This window comes from Bartonella sp. B17, from assembly GCF_053795755.1.
Window position 1 is genome coordinate 1,437,228 of sequence record NZ_CP200032.1, and the last position, 16,450, is coordinate 1,453,677.

Consider the following 16,450-nt stretch of genomic DNA (forward strand, 5'->3'; position numbering starts at 1 on the left):
ATCACCTTTATTTTTACAACATTCTTTGGCCGTTCTATAGCGAGCAAGAAGTCTCTTGCCAAGTCATTGTTTAAAAATCTGCACCAATTTTAAAAACTGCATAATTCGTCATAGGACAAATTTTTATAAAAATAAAAATAAAAACACACCCAATTGCTATCTCTTCATCAATAACATCATCGTCTTTCTTACAAAGATTAAATCCACTTACATAATTTATAGCACTCCTCCCCCTAAATTGTTACCCAATGAAAAAATATAGGAAAGGTGTAACGAACAAAAAATGCACATTTTTAAAAAGACTACCTCGCTTATGTAATGCACCTATCCTACAAAATAACCGCACACTAAGCTTGATCAGAAAATAAATCATATTTAAAAACTATAGCGTATCCCCACAGTTCCCTGAAATGACTGCTTAATTTTTTGCCCTTTTAAATAATTGGCTTCCACAAAAAGCATTAATCTGTCACTGACAAAACTATTCATACCAACACCAAATTTACCTGAATTCCCAGATAAGTCAGTGATAAATTTATGTTGTTTATTAATCGTTGTGTAATTTTTATCTATATTTTCACGCACCCAAGCTACCATAATGTAAGCCATTGATGGAGTGTGCATACTAGATCCAAACTCATACCCTAAAGATAATCCAACTTCACTATGTAATGAAGTTAATCGACCTATATCACCGATCATTTTATTAGAGAGTTTTATTTCTTTATCTGCTGCTTGCAACCAAGTTAATTGTCCATAAGGCTGCATCCAACTATTCCGCGTCGTCTTAAAACGATAACCTGTTTCAAATGACGCACCTATCGCCCATTGATTATAATTTCCATGAATATCTAAACCATTTGTTGAAACAGCATTCAAATCATTCTGATAATGATTATATTTAAAAACAGTATCTAGATACCATCCACTATAATCAACGTAAGTCGCATAAGTCCCTAAACTATAACCGCTTATGCTACTCGTGCCGCCTCGAGCATGTGCAACACGCGCTTGATCATAGCTACCAAAACCACCAACATAAAACTCTCCACTCATCAGTTCACTTAAGCTATTAATACCCAATATTATACCTGTCTGATCAAGCTTAAAATCTGTATGACCTGTGGCAATATGTTCTTTGTGCTTGATTGCCTGTGTCCAAAAAGCAGAGATTTTCTTACTTCCGTTTACAATTCCTCTCCCAGCACGCACTACTTGCAACTCATTGTGAAAAATAAATCCAGGGATCACTGACATAGATAACACTGCATCTGTAGAGGGACTAGTCAAAAAATCAGAAACTTTTATCTCTTGCTTTGCTTGTGGCAAGCGGGACAGCTGACCATTTGAATGTTGAACAACTTGATCACCTAAAGATGAAGAAGCTACAGACTGCTGTTTTTTATTTGAAAGCTGAAGACGATCACCTGAACGTAAAATTTCATCAGATTGATTTTCTGGAAATGAAGTAGAAACTAACTGATTCTCTCTTAAATGCCGTGGACGTCTGGATCTAGGCTTTTTCTTAACATTCCGCGTATCACCGCTTCGAAGAGAAAACCTTTCACTCTTAGAACGGGAAGAATCACGAGACTGCTGCTTTGCTTCTGGAACAGCCAAATACCAAACTGTGTATCCTTCGTCCTCTTTCTCTTTACGCAAACTATACATATAAGCACCACCATCAACAGCTGTAATGCTTTTGCCAGAATAGTTTTTCAGTGTAAAAGTAGCTCCTTCACCTTTGATTGTTCTATCCGTAACTAAATTAAGCCGAGGAAAAGCATTATTATTTTGTGAAAGAAAACCCGCAATTTCAGCACCAGAATCTACAACACTTATTGTATGATTACCTGCCCCATTACCTATCAACAAATAACTTCTCTGCGTATTTGTAACACTAACATCAAAATGAAAATGTAATTGACCTGAAAGATTCTCAACGCGAAGTAATACAGGACGATTATCATATGGAATAGAAAGAAAACTCACAGTTCCTCCTTGACCACTTAATTTTTCAATATAAAGCCAAGGTTGCTCACTGCCATCATGCTCATTAACAAAAAACAACTTTTCTGTGCTTCTCCCTGTCACAGAAAGCTCTTTTTTTGTAATATGATTTATTCTATCGCCAGCATATAAATAAAGATGTCCCTTACCATTAACCTGTATTCCCTTCTTTGATATCTGTGTGCCAACATGCATCCACGAACTAGCAAAATCACTAATTGTTAAACCATCTATCTCTCCACCAGGATATACTACCTGAATAGCATTACCACTCAAAGTGGTATCAACGGCTCTTCCTTTATCTAAAACGTTCTGCCTACCATTTCCAGAAACTGTAGTTTGCGTTGCAGTTCCACCTTTTTTGTGATTTCCCACATAAAGATTTTGTTCCCCCCCATTACCAACTGTCGTCTTCCAAGCTTGTCCACCACCATACACATTTTGCTGTCCCACGGATCCATTCGCACCCAAAACCGTAGCACCAGAAGCTGTACTCCGTCTAACCGCATTGCCACTCAAATTTGTCAAATTACTCTCCTCAAAAACAAGCTGCCTACCACCGAGAATTTTAGTATCTATTGCATTTCCTCCGCGTGTGACTATCTGTATTCCACCCTTTTCTATAATAGTATTCATTGATGTTCCCCCATTTTCAACAACCTCTACACTACCATCTAAAATCTTAACGCCATTGCTGAATTTCCCAGAAGTAATCAGTGCTGAACCTTTTGATACCGATCCACCACTCATCATCACACGATTTTCCTTATTATTATATTCTAGCTTCCCTTTTTTACTTTCATCTGCGCCTGCAACTTGCGCAAAACAACTACTAATCATCAATATTGAAACGCCTAATTTGTATTTACGCCGCATAATCCACACTCCTTTATATAAAAGTAAAATCCTGCGACTACGTAGGTAACGTTTCAAATTAACAACGTAATATGTTCTATTTATGTTATAACGTACCAATTTATCACATAATGTATTTTACATTATGGTATAACATTCCTTAGTCAACAGATGCAAATATAAGAGCTAATAGCTTAGTTTTATTTAAATAGCAAAGCTAAAAATTCAAAATGTGCCTATATTGATAAGGCACATTTTGAAATGTTTATAATAAAAACGTATAATCTGAAGAGAGGCATCAAGAATTATCTTGAATGCTTATCATTCTTAATAAAGATATTATCTAAACATCAAAATTTTTAACTCATTAAAATTATAACAAGATAATATGAACTTAATTAAAGAATAGAACACACATTAAAAACTATAGCGTATACCCAAACTACCTTGAAGCGATCGTTTAATTTTACGCCCCTTAAGATAATAGGCTTCCGTCTGAAGCGTTAATTTATCGTTTATGAAACTGTTCAAACCAATTCCAAGTTTTCCTGCATTTCCAGACAAATCAGTAAAAAATTTATGCTCTTTATTAATTGTCGTATGATTATTATTCACATTTTCGCGCAACCAAGCCGCCGTAATATAAGCCGTTAATGGAATATCTGTACCAATAATAAATTCATGTCCCGCAAATAAACCAACCTCATTACGAAGTGAAGCAAATGAGCTTATATCACCTGTCATTCCATTGGAAAGTTTAATTTTTTTATCCTCAACCTGTACTCCTGTTATCTTGACATGAGGCTGCATCCAACTATCCTGCGATATCTCAAAACGACACCCCATTTCAAATGACCCACCTATTGCCCACTGATTATAATTTCCTTGAATAGCTGAATCATTTGTTGAAATAGCGTTAAGATCGTCTTGATAATAATTAAATTTTAAAACACCATCTAGATACCACCTGTTATTATCAAAATAAGTAACGTAAGTTCCAATGCTATAAGTATCTATGTGGCTAGCACCACCTCGTGCATGAGCAACACGCGCTTGATCATAACTACCAAAACCACCAACATACAAATCTCCATGTACTAATTCATTCAACTGATCAGCACCCAATATCATTCCGGTCTGCTCAAGTTTAAAATTTGAATAACCTGTAGCAATGCTCTCTCTACTCTTAATTGCATATGTCCATAGGGCTGTATTGTTCTTATTTTTGTCCAAACCTCTACCAATACGTTTTTTTTCTAAAACCCCTCTACCAATACGAACAACTTGCAACTCATTGTTAAAAATAAGCTCAGGAGATACCGCTGTAGACAACACCGCATCAGTTGAAGGAGTAATTACAACTTCACCAAAATCATAAGCATTAATTCCCAAAACACCAACTTCTGACCCACCAATTTCTGAACCATCAATACGATCTGCGGACAAAAACCAAATTTTTCCATTCTCATCTTCTCTCTGTTTTAAACCATACATATAGGCTCCACCATCAATCGCATTAATTTTTTTACCAGATAAGCTTTCTAGTGTAAAATAAGCTCCACCGCTTTTATCAGTAATTAGAACACGATTTTTTGAAGAAGAATCCGTAATCTCAACCCCAGAATCAACAACACTTATTGTATGATTACCTTCACCATTCTCAACAAAGAGATAATCACCACGATCATGCGCAAGATTGGTATTGAATTCAAAATGCAAATTCCCAGAAAGATTATTAATATGAAGCTGAGAGTAATATGGATCAGATCCAGTAAATGCAAAGATAACACTACCATCACCACTTAATTTTTGAATTATAGAGCTTTGTCCATCAGATCTTGCGGTAATAGAATATAGTTTTGTATCTTGTCCATTTAAAATGACTTCCTCTGCTGTAGTACGATGCTGATCATTTCCAGCATAAAGATGAAGCTGTCCAGAATTATTCACAAACACTATACCTTCCAATGTTGCACCAGCACGCACCAATGATGTTGCATTATCACGAATCGTCAAATTTTTTACATATCCATCAGCATATACCTCTTGGGTAGCAGCTTCGTTTAAAGTGACTCTGATAGCCCTTCCCCCTGCAAAAACACGCTGTTTACCATCCCCAAATAATTCTGTATCAAACGCAGAACCACCATTTTTTGCATTTTGATCCTCTTTTGTAATATCTTGTACAGCTCCTTGCATAACTTTCGTATTCCAGACTATCCCTCCGTCATACACTTTTTGCTGCCCAAGAGATTCATCTTGACCATAAATTATAATATCAGAAGCAGTACTACCTTTAACCTGTTCTCCAACATCAACACCTCCAAAAACAAGCTGCTGACCACCATAAATTTTGATTTCCGTTGCTTTTCCTCCATTACTAATAATTTGCTTTCCCCCCTTATTAACTACAGCATTTTTTGAAAAACCTTGTTTTTCCCTTGAAGCACGAATAACCTCAATTCCACCATTTTCAATTTGACTATTCTCACTAAGACCGCCTGCATCAACATAAATCGCTGCACCATTCATAATTACGTTATTGATGGATTTTCCTGGATTACCTGTCAAACCATCATTAGAAACATAAACTTGAGCATTATTATTAAGTACAAAATTTTTTAAGATTGCTCCATCTTTAACAAAAATAAGCTCAGAATCTCCAAGTGTCACAATATTTTCTCTTTGTACACTATGTCTAACACTGTTACTATTATTCTCATATGCTGAATTAGGGAATATTCCACTGCTCTTACTTGGAGCAACATCAAGAAAATTTTTTATAAAATACGATTTTCTATGCGTCTCTATGATGGGATCACTTTTAGGCGGTGTGACCTTTATACATTTTTCTATCTTTAAACCTTCTTTACCATAGAACATTTTTTCAGTGCTATCGTATTTTGAAGGCTGACAAAAAAACTGTGCTTTACCTTTACCCGCAATCGCAGCTTGCATAAAGCAGCTGCTGAATACAAGCGCCAAGCAATTTAATTTCCATTTATATTGCATAGCTATACCCTTCCCCTCTATATCTAAGCATATAAAAATGTAACTAGCTCTGCAAAATTTATTTTCAATCTAAAACTTTAAAAATTTCTCTTAACCAATTATTAATTTTATAAAAATTACCTTTTATACTTTGTTAAATATTTCGTTTAATTAAAAACAAAAACAAGAAATATTTACGTTGTTTTTTTTAACATTCCATCAAAAATTTTTAATTAAATAGAAAATATAGGAAAGGTGTAACGAACAAAAAATGCACATTTTTAAAAAGACTACCTCGCTTATGTAATGCACCTATCCTACAAAATAACCGCACACTAAGCTTGATCAGAAAATAAATCATATTTAAAAACTATAGCGTATCCCCACAGTTCCCTGAAATGACTGCTTAATTTTTTGCCCTTTTAAATAATTGGCTTCCACAAAAAGCATTAATCTGTCACTGACAAAACTATTCACACCAGCACCAAATTTACCTGAATTCCCAGATAAGTCAGTGATAAATTTATGTTGTTTATTAATCGTCGTGTAATTTTTATCTATATTTTCACGCACCCAAGCTACCATAATGTAAGCCATTGATGGAGTGTGCATACTAGATCCAAACTCATACCCTAAAGATAATCCAACTTCACTATGTAATGAAGTTAATCGACCTATATCACCGATCATTTTATTAGAGAGTTTTATTTCTTTATCTGCTGCTTGCAACCAAGTTAATTGTCCATAAGGCTGCATCCAACTATTCCGCGTCGTCTTAAAACGATAACCTGTTTCAAATGATGCACCTATCGCCCATTGATTATAATTTCCATGAATATCTAAACCATTTGTTGAAACAGCATTCAAATCATTCTGATAATGATTATATTTAAAAACAGTATCTAGATACCATCCACTATAATCAACGTAAGTCGCATAAGTCCCTAAACTATAACCGCTTATGCTACTCGTGCCGCCTCGAGCATGTGCAACACGCGCTTGATCATAGCTACCAAAACCACCAACATAAAACTCTCCACTCATCAGTTCACTTAAACTATTAATACCCAATATTATACCTGTCTGATCAAGCTTAAAATCTGTATGACCTGTGGCAATATGTTCTTTGTGCTTGATTGCCTGTGTCCAAAAAGCAGAGATTTTCTTACTTCCGTTTACAATTCCTCTCCCAGCACGCACTGCTTGCAACTCATTGTGAAAAATAAATCCAGGGATCACTGACATAGATAACACTGCATCTGTAGAGGGACTAGTCAAAAAATCAGAAACCTTTATCTCTTGCTTTGCTTGTGGCAAGCGGGACAGCTGACCATTTGAATGTTGAACAACTTGATCAACTAAAGATGAAGAAGCTACAGACTGCTGTTTTTTATTTGAAAGCTGAAGACGATCACCTGAACGTGAAATTTCATCAGATTGATTTTCTGGAGATAAAGCAGTTAGATTTTTAAGAGATGACTGTCTCCGACCAGAACGCGAATGGTTATTATTTGGATGAGACGATCACTGATTTGTTCGTCCGAGGGAAAAGAATCTGAAAGAGCAAAAAATGGCTGATTTTGGCTTACATGTTGGAAAGATATTTTTGCGCGATAACCGTAATCTCTCAACAAAAGTCTTATCAAAGCTAAATACCAAATTTTTCATCTTTATTATTACCTTTTTTCTGTTGCAGACTGTACATGTAAGTCCCGCTATCAACAGTATTAACTTTTGCACCAATATGATCTTTAAAAGTAAAATCAGCTTTCCCACTTAAATCGGTAATTAAATTAAGTGCAGATAAAAGAGGCGTTGTAATTTCAATGCCAAAATCTGTAATGTTTACTGTATGATTTCCTGCACCATTTGTAATAAAGAGGCTATCACTACGCTACTTCAAAAAGTCCACATTAAAATAGAGATCTATATTATCAGAAAGATAATCAATATAAAACGCAAAATAATGTGAATCAGGCTCTGTATAAGTAAAAACAAAACGCCCCTTCCCACTTAACGTTTGAATGAGAAAATTTTCTTTCTCAATTTTAGCTGTAACAAGCTCTATTAGAGAATCCTTTCCATTTAAAATAATGTTTTATACCTTAGTATTAGGCTTATTACTTTCATTAACATAAAGAGTAAGCCTTCCAAAATTATTAGCTGTTACTACTCCTTCTAATATAGAACCAGCATAAACCCGCGCATTAGCGCCGCTATTAATGGTTAAATTCTCCACTATCCCATCGGAATAAACTTTAAAGTGCCACCTTCCAAAACGGTGTCGTTAGCTTTGCCTCTTGCAGAAACGTACTATATACTATTTTTAGAGAGTTTTCGTATCTATCGACAATCCATCTTTTTTCCAGACAGTTTACCAACATTTTTAGCTCCTCCATTCATAACATCTATCAAAACAGCCTTCCATCATCATGCACATTCTATCTCCCTAGCGCCCCATCTTTACCATAAATTTTTGTGTTATGTTATAAGTATAGTTATTCTCTCCTACAACAATTTGCTTACCACCACTATAAACTTGAGCATCTTTCGTTGTTCCTCCACTTTTAATACGTTGCACCCCATATATAATATCATCTTGTGAAATCTTGCTTTTCTTTACAACCTCAACTTTATCATGCTCAATTATGTGTTTTTTTTACTTCTTTTAGCTACTTATTTACCATTACTGATAGTGATTGAGTTCTCTTCTGAAAAATGAGAAAGTAACCATTTCATCTGCACTTATAGCTTTTACAAAAAATTACTGGTCATTAACGCCAAAAATCTGAGCTTAAATTTGCGTTGCAGTATATTAACTCCCTTATTTTAAATAAATATTATCTACACTTCACTATTTCAAATAAAAAAATACGCACATTGAAAAACTAGGAAAAAGTTATATTTACAAAAATGGATCGTATTTCAGCATGTTATTTCAGAATAATAGGCTTCTCCACAAAATGTTAAGCGAGCCAAATTTTAACTCATCAAATATTATGTATTCGCTTTAAAAGCTATCAGTAACCAAAAATAGAAAATATTCTTTTGCAATTTATAAAGTGTTTTAATTGCGTTCATAAAAACTTTTTTTTAAAACATTATGGATATATTAAAGAATCATGAAACTCGTATTGATCTCTAAACAGACAGAAACAACAGATAGAAACAATGTTTTTATTACATTAAATCCAATGCATTTACATCGCAATTATTCACACTTATAATGTTCTTTAATTGCTCCAATGCGTTGAAAACGTGAAATATTAACTCGACACGAATCTGAAATTCTTATAGTTAAGGTGCTAGTTTCACAACTTGATTTGTTACACACTTAAAAGGACATTCTATTCATGTCTATAAACTCAGAAAGACAAGACATAAACAAAAAAAATTCTCCTTATAGAATTTTAATTGCAAGCCTTATTGGTCCAACAATTGAATATTTTGATTTTTACGTTTTTGGAACCGCTGCAGCTCTTATATTTCCTTATCTATTTTTTCCAGCACAAGATGATAACCTCGCTGTTTTACAATCTTTCCTTATTTTCGGAGCTGCTTTTTTCTCTCGCCCATTGGGTTCAATTATTTTTGGACATTTTGGAGACAAAATTGGACGAAAAGCGACACTTATTGCAGCTCTTTTCACAATGGGTATGTCAACAGTTATTATTGGTATCTTGCCTACTTATGAAACAGCTGGTTGGTGGGCGCCCTTCCTCTTAACACTATGCCGTATTGGACAAGGATTAGGATTAGGCGGTGAGTCGGGAGGAGCCGTTCTACTCGCAATAGAAAGTGCTCCACCAGAAAAACGTGGTTGGTATGCGATGTTTCCTCAATTAGGCGTTCCAATTGGTTTGTTTTTGTCTATTGTAGTTTATTTAGGCCTGTTATACTTCTTTGATCTTGATGAACTTTTAGCATGGGGATGGCGTATTCCTTTTATTTTTTCAGTTATTCTTATGATTGTAGGATTGTGGTTTCGTCTTTCAATCAATGAAACAGCTGAGTTCAAAAAAGCTCTTGAGCATAAAGAGCCTGCTAGATTACCCATCATAGATGTTTTTTTAAAATGTCCACGAATCTTATTTCTTGGAACATTTGGTGGTATGACAATATTTGTTTTATTCTATCTGATTACCGTATATTTGCTAAACTATTCAGCAACCCATTTGAAATTGTCATATACTGAGACGCTTTTTGTGGAGGGAATCGGTGCTGTTTTTTGCATAATTTTTACTGTAATAACTGGAAAACTTGCCGATCGTATTAAACGCAGAACTTTAGTAATTTGGGGTACCATAGCTATTGGTGCTTATTCTTTAACAATTCCTTATTTTTTGGATTTTGGAATCTTAGGAGTTTTTGCAATCTCCATTTTTGGTCTATCAGCCATGGGAATGGTATTTAGTCCGCTTGGTGTTGTTTTAGCTTCACCATACCCAACAGCAATTCGATACACAGGTTCTGCTGTAACCTTTAACTTAGCTGGTATCATTGGTGGTTCTCTTGCACCTTCTATTGCAGAATATCTGGTACAAAATTTTGGGATTTCTTATATCGGTTACTACTTGTTTGCTTCTTCTTTTATTTCACTCATCTGCTTCATTGGATTCACGAATGAGGAAATATCTAACTAAATTGCAATAAAAAAAATAAAACAAATACTGGTGGCAGTAATGCCGCCAGTTTTATTTTTAAAGACAGCGGTTGAGGTACACTCAACCATAATATTCCAGCAAAAAACGCACTTAGAAAAAAGAATAAAATATCCGCAATATTACCGATATAAGCGACAGAAAACATTCCTGATAAAATATGCGTTGTACCCAACCATGAAACGCAAAAAAAAGCTAACATTACAGCCCACAAAATAAGCAAAAGTCGATCAATGATCATTATCATTCCGTTCAAATATTTTTGTTATAGACCATATCTTTATTTTCTCATTCAAAAATTAACACTCTTCTCTTTATTTTCCCGCAATAAAGAGCGTCGATTCACTATCCTCATAAATTTTGTAAAGACCAAAATAACAAATGTTATGCACATTAAACCTTTTTTCTCCAATTGCGATCTTCAGTCTGCTGCCAATAGGTTAAATTATGATTTTCCCTTTTATATTTTTTCCATTGCACACGAGCAAGATTCAACTGTTCGTTATTTCGACCATCAAATATTACTACAAGCCGTTGATAAGCATTGATATCTGAGCAAGTTGTTCCTTCTGTAAGAAAACGTATCTTTGAATCATTCGGATTTTCCTGCCCTGTGGTAAGGAATACAGGTTGAAAATCTGGATATTTATCACACTCAGTTCCATGTCCAATGAATGCGTCATCAGCATAAACCCATAAACGAGTATCTATAGCATCACATCGCTCTTTACTAATACATTGTATTGTTACTTTACCAAAACGCACTAGTGCGCGCTCTACAAGCGCTGGCAAAATATCTTCTAACGTTGACTGCATCAAATGATAGAAAAGAATATCCACCCTTTTAATCCTTATTACCATTTATAAATTAAAAAAAAACAACATCTTTTTGGAGAATTTTCTATATCTCCAGCATAAAAGGAAACAATTTGAAAATAATGATTTTTCTTTTCCAATTGTATATCGTCTTTTATTTCATGTGCATTAAAAGGTAAAAAGAAAAATTGTGATTTTGACTGTTAATAAAAGAGTCTATTTTCTAATCTCTCTGTAAACCACACTTGAAAAAATAACACAATATATGGCAAGATATCTAAAATTAGCTGATCATTTTCTATTATTTATTTAGAAATAGTGCTTGCATATAATAAAGGTATAAAAACAATTGTTGGATTTTTGTTTTGTTTTTAAATCTAAAACATTGCAAGATGTCAGCTTTTAAAGACTGAGGATGTCATCTGATCTTATGCGTATTATTGAGTTATACATCCTAAAGCGTGTTTTTGTTTTATTCAGTGCCGTAATGATTATAGCAGTTGCTATTAGTTGGACAGTGCAAATTCTTGCGCGAATTGACTTTCTTACAACAAGCAGACAAACATTATTAACAGCCTTATATTTTTCACTTTCATTGCTTCCTTCTGTTGTTTTTCTTGTTATCCCATTTGCGTTATTAGTTGCAATTACGACTACCCTTTCAACAATGAATCAAAACTCAGAGCTTTCCATCATCAGTACCTCTGGTTTTCCTAAAAGTACTGTTTGGAAACCAATTTTTCTTCTCGCTATTATTGTATCATGCTTATCTTTTTCTATAGCAAATTTTATTGTTCCTCATGCACGTCTTAATATGCGAAAAATGCTGGCAAGTGCTCACTCTGACCTTATTAATCTTTTTATTCGTGAAGGCAGTTTTCAAAAATTAACAAATAATCTTTACATAGAAATCGGTGAGCGAAACCCCGATGGAACCATTGGACGTCTTTTCATTGCTGACCAACGCGATCCCAAAATTGATCTTTTTTATTATGCAACCAAAGCATTCATTGTTAGCAATAAAAGTGGTAATTTTTTGTACCTTAATGAAGGTGAAATTGAAAGAGTCAATCATCAAAGTAATAGCGCTTCAATTATTCAATTCAGCTCGTATACCTTTAGTTTAGGTGAATTCATCCCCAATAATAGAGAACCTACCATTTATCCCAAAGATAGACCTCTTTCTTACTTGCTCAATCCTGATCCAAAAGATCCCTATTATCTACGCAAACCGCTCCAATATAGAGCTGAATTTCATCGTAGACTTACAGTATGGCTCTATCCTATTGTTTTTGCATTAATTGCAATAGCAGCAGCGAGTAATACACGCTCATATCGACAAGCACGTATATCTGCAAACTTTTCCGCAATTGCTTTTTCTTTACTTGTTTATTGGGCTGGGTACTTTTTTGCTGAAAAAGTAAAAAGCGACCTTGCATATGTTCCTCTTCTCTACATTACACCGATAGGAATGAGTATGATAATTTTTTTCATGCTCCTAACAAATCGTGAAATTGATATATTTTTGAAACTTAACGAAATTATTCAAATAACTTTTCAAAAAGTGATAAGAAAATTTAAACGTCAAAAATCTCACTATCCATCGAGTAATTTATCATGATTGGATGGACACTTGGACGATATTTTTTTGTACGTTATTTAAAGATGACCTGTTATTTTTTCTTGAGTATTTTTGCTCTCACTCTTTTAATCGATTTTACGGAAAATTCTAGTCGACTAGCCTATCTTCCCCATTATACGGCAAAAACCGCACTTTTTATTTCATTTTTGCGCATTCCTTTTATCATGCAACAAATCATTCCCTTTATTGCACTATTTTCCGCAATGGCAACGTTAATCTCATTTAATCGAAAATTTGAACTCGTTGTGACTCGTTCAATCGGTGTTTCTGCATGGCAATTTCTTATGCCTATTTGTTTTGGAGCTTTTCTTTTTGGATTATGTTCAATTTTTTTTATTAATCCGCTCGCGGCATGGGGATCTTTTCAATCAGAAAAAATGATGGCTCAACTACGCAGTAATAATGTGCTAACATCTCTCAATAACACGCGCGTCCCATGGTTAACGCAATGCACAGATTCAGGCAGAACAACTATTGGTGCTCGATCTATTACAAATCAAGGTCTCTCTCTTATCGACGCAACCTTTGTACAATACAACGATAATGCAACCATCAAGAACTGGATTAACACCGAAAAAGCAACACTGATAGATGGTGCTTGGCTGTTAACCAACGGAGTAATCTATAAAGTAGGTTATACTCCTAAAAAATTTACTGAATTCCAGATAAAAACCAATCTAAAACCTGAATTTTTAACTGAACATTTGGCAGACCCTGCAACTATCCCATTTTACAAATTGCCAAGCCAAATTATGATTGCACGTTCATTTGGCTATTCTGCCAATAGCTTTAATATGTATTTACAATCATTGATTGCATTACCAGCACTGCTTGTAGCCATGACTCTCATTGCAGCAACTGTATCTTTAAATTTTACACGCCTTGGACAAGCTAGATCATTGATTCTCGGCGGCGTAATCGCTGGATTTGCGCTTTATGTAATTTCTGTACTCGTTCAAGCTTTTGGTAATGCTGGATACATTCCCCCTGTCATCGCCGCTTGGACACCAGTTATTATCGCATTATTTTTAGGAATTTCTTTTTTGCTTCATAAAGAGGATGGCTAAATGAAATCACTAGGAAGTAAAAAAATCATAACAAAATTAAGCATCTTAACTTTAAAGAGTGTTATTGGCTCTATCTTAAGCTTATCCTTGCCCTGTTATGTACTCGCGCAAAATTTTACCAAAAATCCAATACGTCCTCTTTTTTTATCTGCAGATAAACTTATCTATAATCGCGATGCAAATACTGTTTCTGCAAAAGGCAACGTCCAAATTGAATATGATGGCAACAAAGCTGTTGCCCAAAAGGTAACCTACAATCAAAAAACAGGACGTATCATAGCGCAAGGTGATGTTGAAATTATTCAAAAAGATGGCAATAAAATCCGCTCCAATCATATTGATATGACCAAAGACTTCGGCGAAGGCTTTGTAAATTCTTTATACGTTGATACAGCCAACAATGCCCATTTTACAGCTGCAAATGCTACACGCAATCATAATCAAATAACAGTCTTTTATAATGCCACTTACACAGCATGTGAGCCTTTTTCTTGTAAACAAGATAGTGATGTATTATGGAAAATTAAAGCAAGAAAAATCATATGGAATAGTGCTGCAAAAAAAATTCAATTTGAAAATAGTCGTTTTGAAGTTTTGGGTATACCGATTATAAAACTTCCAACTTTTGAACTTTATGATCCTACTGTAAAACGTGCTAACGGTCTCCTTATGCCTCATCTTTTTTATGATAACTATCTAGGCATGGGCATAAAAAATTCCTATTTTTTGAATCTCGCTCCCCATTATGATTTTACACTTTCTTCTACAATCTATACCCAACAAGGTTTTTTAACAGAAGGTGAGTGGCGTCAACGCTTTGAAACAGGCAATTATAATATTCGTTTTGCTCATATATACCAAACAAAACCTCATCATTTTGATGATGATACAATTGATGCACAGCAAACAAACCGCTATATGTTAGCAACAAAGGGTGACTTTCGCATTAATTCACACTGGACTTATGGATGGGACATTCTTGCACAGTCTGACCAAAACTTTAGCCGTACATATAAACTTGAAAATTACGATAATCTTACACAACCTTCTCAGCTGTACTTAAATGGTCTTGCAAATAAAAACTACTTCAATATGCATTTCTATAATTTCAAGATTCAAGATACAATATTGGACAGCAATCATAATGAACGTCACTCTCAGCAAGTATGGGTTTTACCTCGCATTGATTATTTTTTCACTCCAGATGGATCTGTTTATACTGGATTGCTCACTTTTCATAGTAATATACAATCAATTTACCGTCACCATGCTGATTTCAGTTCTATCGGTTGGAACGATCACCCGATGAATATCACTCAATTATCTGGTATGGCTGGAAATAGTTTTCGTTTAACAAATGAGCTTGAATGGAAAAAACGCTTCAATACAAACAGTGGATTAATCCTGACCCCTATCGTAGCTTTGCGTACTGATATCATTGCAGCAAATGTGCATGAAAATAATGCTGCTTATATACAAAAGAGCTCCCTTGCAACTATCCGTAACTCCACTATCCGTGGCATGGCAACTGCTGGTTTAGAATTACGATATCCTTTCCTCATTAAATTCAGCAATTCTGCACATATCATAGAACCAGCGGTACAAATTTTTATGCGCAATAATGAACAATATATCGGACAAATTCCAAATGAAGATGCGCAAAACTTAGTATTCGATGCAACCACTTTATTTCAACGTGATAAATTTTCTGGTTATGACCGTGTAGAAGGTGGAACAAGAGCCAATATAGGCATAAGATATTCTGGGAATATAAATAATGACTGGTCTCTTGATGCCCTTGTTGGACAATCTTTTCATCTTGCAGGAAAAAACTCTTTTGCGGAGAAAGACCTTGTTAAGGTAAACTCTTATTCTGGTCTTGAAACAGCACGTTCAGATTATGTTGCAATGCTTAGTGCAAACCACAAAAATGGTTTTTCTTTAGAATTTCGTGGACGTTTTAATAAAAAAACAGGAAAAATCAATCATAGTGAAATTGAAGCATTACAAAAATGGCAAAATTTTTGGGCATCTGCGCAATATACTTATATTCCAAATCAATCAAATTATGAATATACACAAGATCGCCAAGAAATTTCTTTTCAAACCGGTATTAAATTTGCCAATTATTGGTCTATTGACAGTAATGCTGGTTATAATTTAGTGTCTAGTACGTTTGTGAAACGAGGAATTAGTTTAAATTATGCAGATGAATGTTTCGGACTAACATTTGGCTATCAACAAGTAGTTAATCCAGGAAAAGCGAAGCCTTTACAAAATTTTAGTTTTTCTCTTTCATTGCGTACAATTTCGGATATTGGAAAAAGATAAGATTTATGAAGAGAAGATGTATAAGGTGGTTCAACTTATCATTGTTTTTATGCAAAAAATGTATATTTTAAGTAATC

The 16,450-nt window shown here is 34.5% G+C and carries 11 protein-coding genes and 1 pseudogene; 4 read left to right on the forward strand and 8 right to left on the reverse strand.

Translation table 11 applies throughout. The features are described from left to right. Positions 1 to 375 precede the first annotated feature (375 nt). The 6 genes and pseudogenes from bafA (V4B18_RS06430) to V4B18_RS06455 form a co-directional block, all read right to left on the reverse strand. On the reverse strand, positions 376 to 2,886 hold the full coding sequence (bafA, locus tag V4B18_RS06430) for a BafA family autotransporter (RefSeq protein WP_455475616.1): 2,511 nt from the start codon (positions 2,884 to 2,886) through the stop codon (positions 376 to 378). Between the two features lie 396 nt (positions 2,887 to 3,282). After that, entirely contained in the window at positions 3,283 to 5,877 is a 2,595-nt protein-coding gene (gene bafA, locus V4B18_RS06435) for a BafA family autotransporter (protein WP_455475617.1), read from the reverse strand. Between the two features lie 342 nt (positions 5,878 to 6,219). Continuing rightward, positions 6,220 to 7,131, reverse strand: a pseudogene (locus tag V4B18_RS06440) (autotransporter outer membrane beta-barrel domain-containing protein); the annotation flags it as partial. Between the two features lie 373 nt (positions 7,132 to 7,504). Next, positions 7,505 to 7,732, reverse strand: coding sequence for a pertactin-like passenger domain-containing protein (locus V4B18_RS06445; protein WP_455476552.1), 228 nt, complete (start codon positions 7,730 to 7,732; stop codon positions 7,505 to 7,507). 222 nt (positions 7,733 to 7,954) lie between these two features. Then, positions 7,955 to 8,095, reverse strand: a complete 141-nt coding sequence (locus tag V4B18_RS06450) for a hypothetical protein (RefSeq protein WP_455475618.1) — start codon at positions 8,093 to 8,095, stop codon at positions 7,955 to 7,957. A gap of 210 nt (positions 8,096 to 8,305) precedes the next feature. Beyond that, a complete protein-coding gene (locus V4B18_RS06455; RefSeq protein ID WP_455475619.1) occupies positions 8,306 to 8,437 on the reverse strand; it encodes a hypothetical protein in 132 nt (43 codons plus the stop codon). Between the two features lie 772 nt (positions 8,438 to 9,209). On the opposite strand from V4B18_RS06455, the gene V4B18_RS06460 reads away from it, so the two are divergent. Next, entirely contained in the window at positions 9,210 to 10,499 is a 1,290-nt protein-coding gene (locus V4B18_RS06460) for an MFS transporter (RefSeq protein WP_455475620.1), read from the forward strand. Here V4B18_RS06460 and V4B18_RS06465 read toward each other — a convergent pair. Next, positions 10,492 to 10,758 (reverse strand): hypothetical protein, encoded by a 267-nt coding sequence (locus V4B18_RS06465; RefSeq protein WP_455475621.1) that lies wholly within the window; start codon positions 10,756 to 10,758, stop codon positions 10,492 to 10,494. The genes V4B18_RS06460 and V4B18_RS06465 overlap by 8 nt on opposite strands. Positions 10,759 to 10,910: 152 nt before the next feature. Continuing rightward, complete coding sequence (locus V4B18_RS06470; RefSeq protein WP_455475622.1) at positions 10,911 to 11,357, reverse strand: DNA polymerase III subunit chi; 447 nt, start codon at positions 11,355 to 11,357, stop codon at positions 10,911 to 10,913. 406 nt (positions 11,358 to 11,763) lie between these two features. On the opposite strand from V4B18_RS06470, the gene lptF reads away from it, so the two are divergent. Genes lptF through V4B18_RS06485 form a run of 3 tightly spaced genes read left to right on the forward strand, consistent with a single transcriptional unit; the run spans position 11,764 to position 16,373 of the window. After that, positions 11,764 to 12,954: an LPS export ABC transporter permease LptF gene (gene lptF, locus V4B18_RS06475; RefSeq protein WP_455476553.1), complete on the forward strand. Its 1,191-nt coding sequence runs from the start codon at positions 11,764 to 11,766 to the stop codon at positions 12,952 to 12,954. After that, on the forward strand, positions 12,951 to 14,042 hold the full coding sequence (gene lptG, locus V4B18_RS06480) for an LPS export ABC transporter permease LptG (RefSeq protein ID WP_455475623.1): 1,092 nt from the start codon (positions 12,951 to 12,953) through the stop codon (positions 14,040 to 14,042). The genes lptF and lptG overlap by 4 nt, the downstream gene beginning before the upstream one ends. Then, positions 14,043 to 16,373, forward strand: coding sequence for an LPS-assembly protein LptD (locus V4B18_RS06485; RefSeq protein ID WP_455475624.1), 2,331 nt, complete (start codon positions 14,043 to 14,045; stop codon positions 16,371 to 16,373). Positions 16,374 to 16,450: the final 77 nt, after the last annotated feature.

Excerpts from the sequence above, each read along its gene's own strand:
- lptG (WP_455475623.1), top strand. The coding sequence starts at position 12,951 with ATGATTGGATGGACACTTGGACGATATTTTTTTGTACGTTATTTAAAG.
- V4B18_RS06465 (WP_455475621.1), bottom strand. The coding sequence starts at position 10,758 with ATGATCATTGATCGACTTTTGCTTATTTTGTGGGCTGTAATGTTAGCT.
- bafA (WP_455475617.1), bottom strand. The coding sequence starts at position 5,877 with ATGCAATATAAATGGAAATTAAATTGCTTGGCGCTTGTATTCAGCAGC.
- V4B18_RS06460 (WP_455475620.1), top strand. The coding sequence starts at position 9,210 with ATGTCTATAAACTCAGAAAGACAAGACATAAACAAAAAAAATTCTCCT.
- V4B18_RS06485 (WP_455475624.1), top strand. The coding sequence starts at position 14,043 with ATGAAATCACTAGGAAGTAAAAAAATCATAACAAAATTAAGCATCTTA.
- lptF (WP_455476553.1), top strand. The coding sequence starts at position 11,764 with ATGCGTATTATTGAGTTATACATCCTAAAGCGTGTTTTTGTTTTATTC.
- bafA (WP_455475616.1), bottom strand. The coding sequence starts at position 2,886 with ATGCGGCGTAAATACAAATTAGGCGTTTCAATATTGATGATTAGTAGT.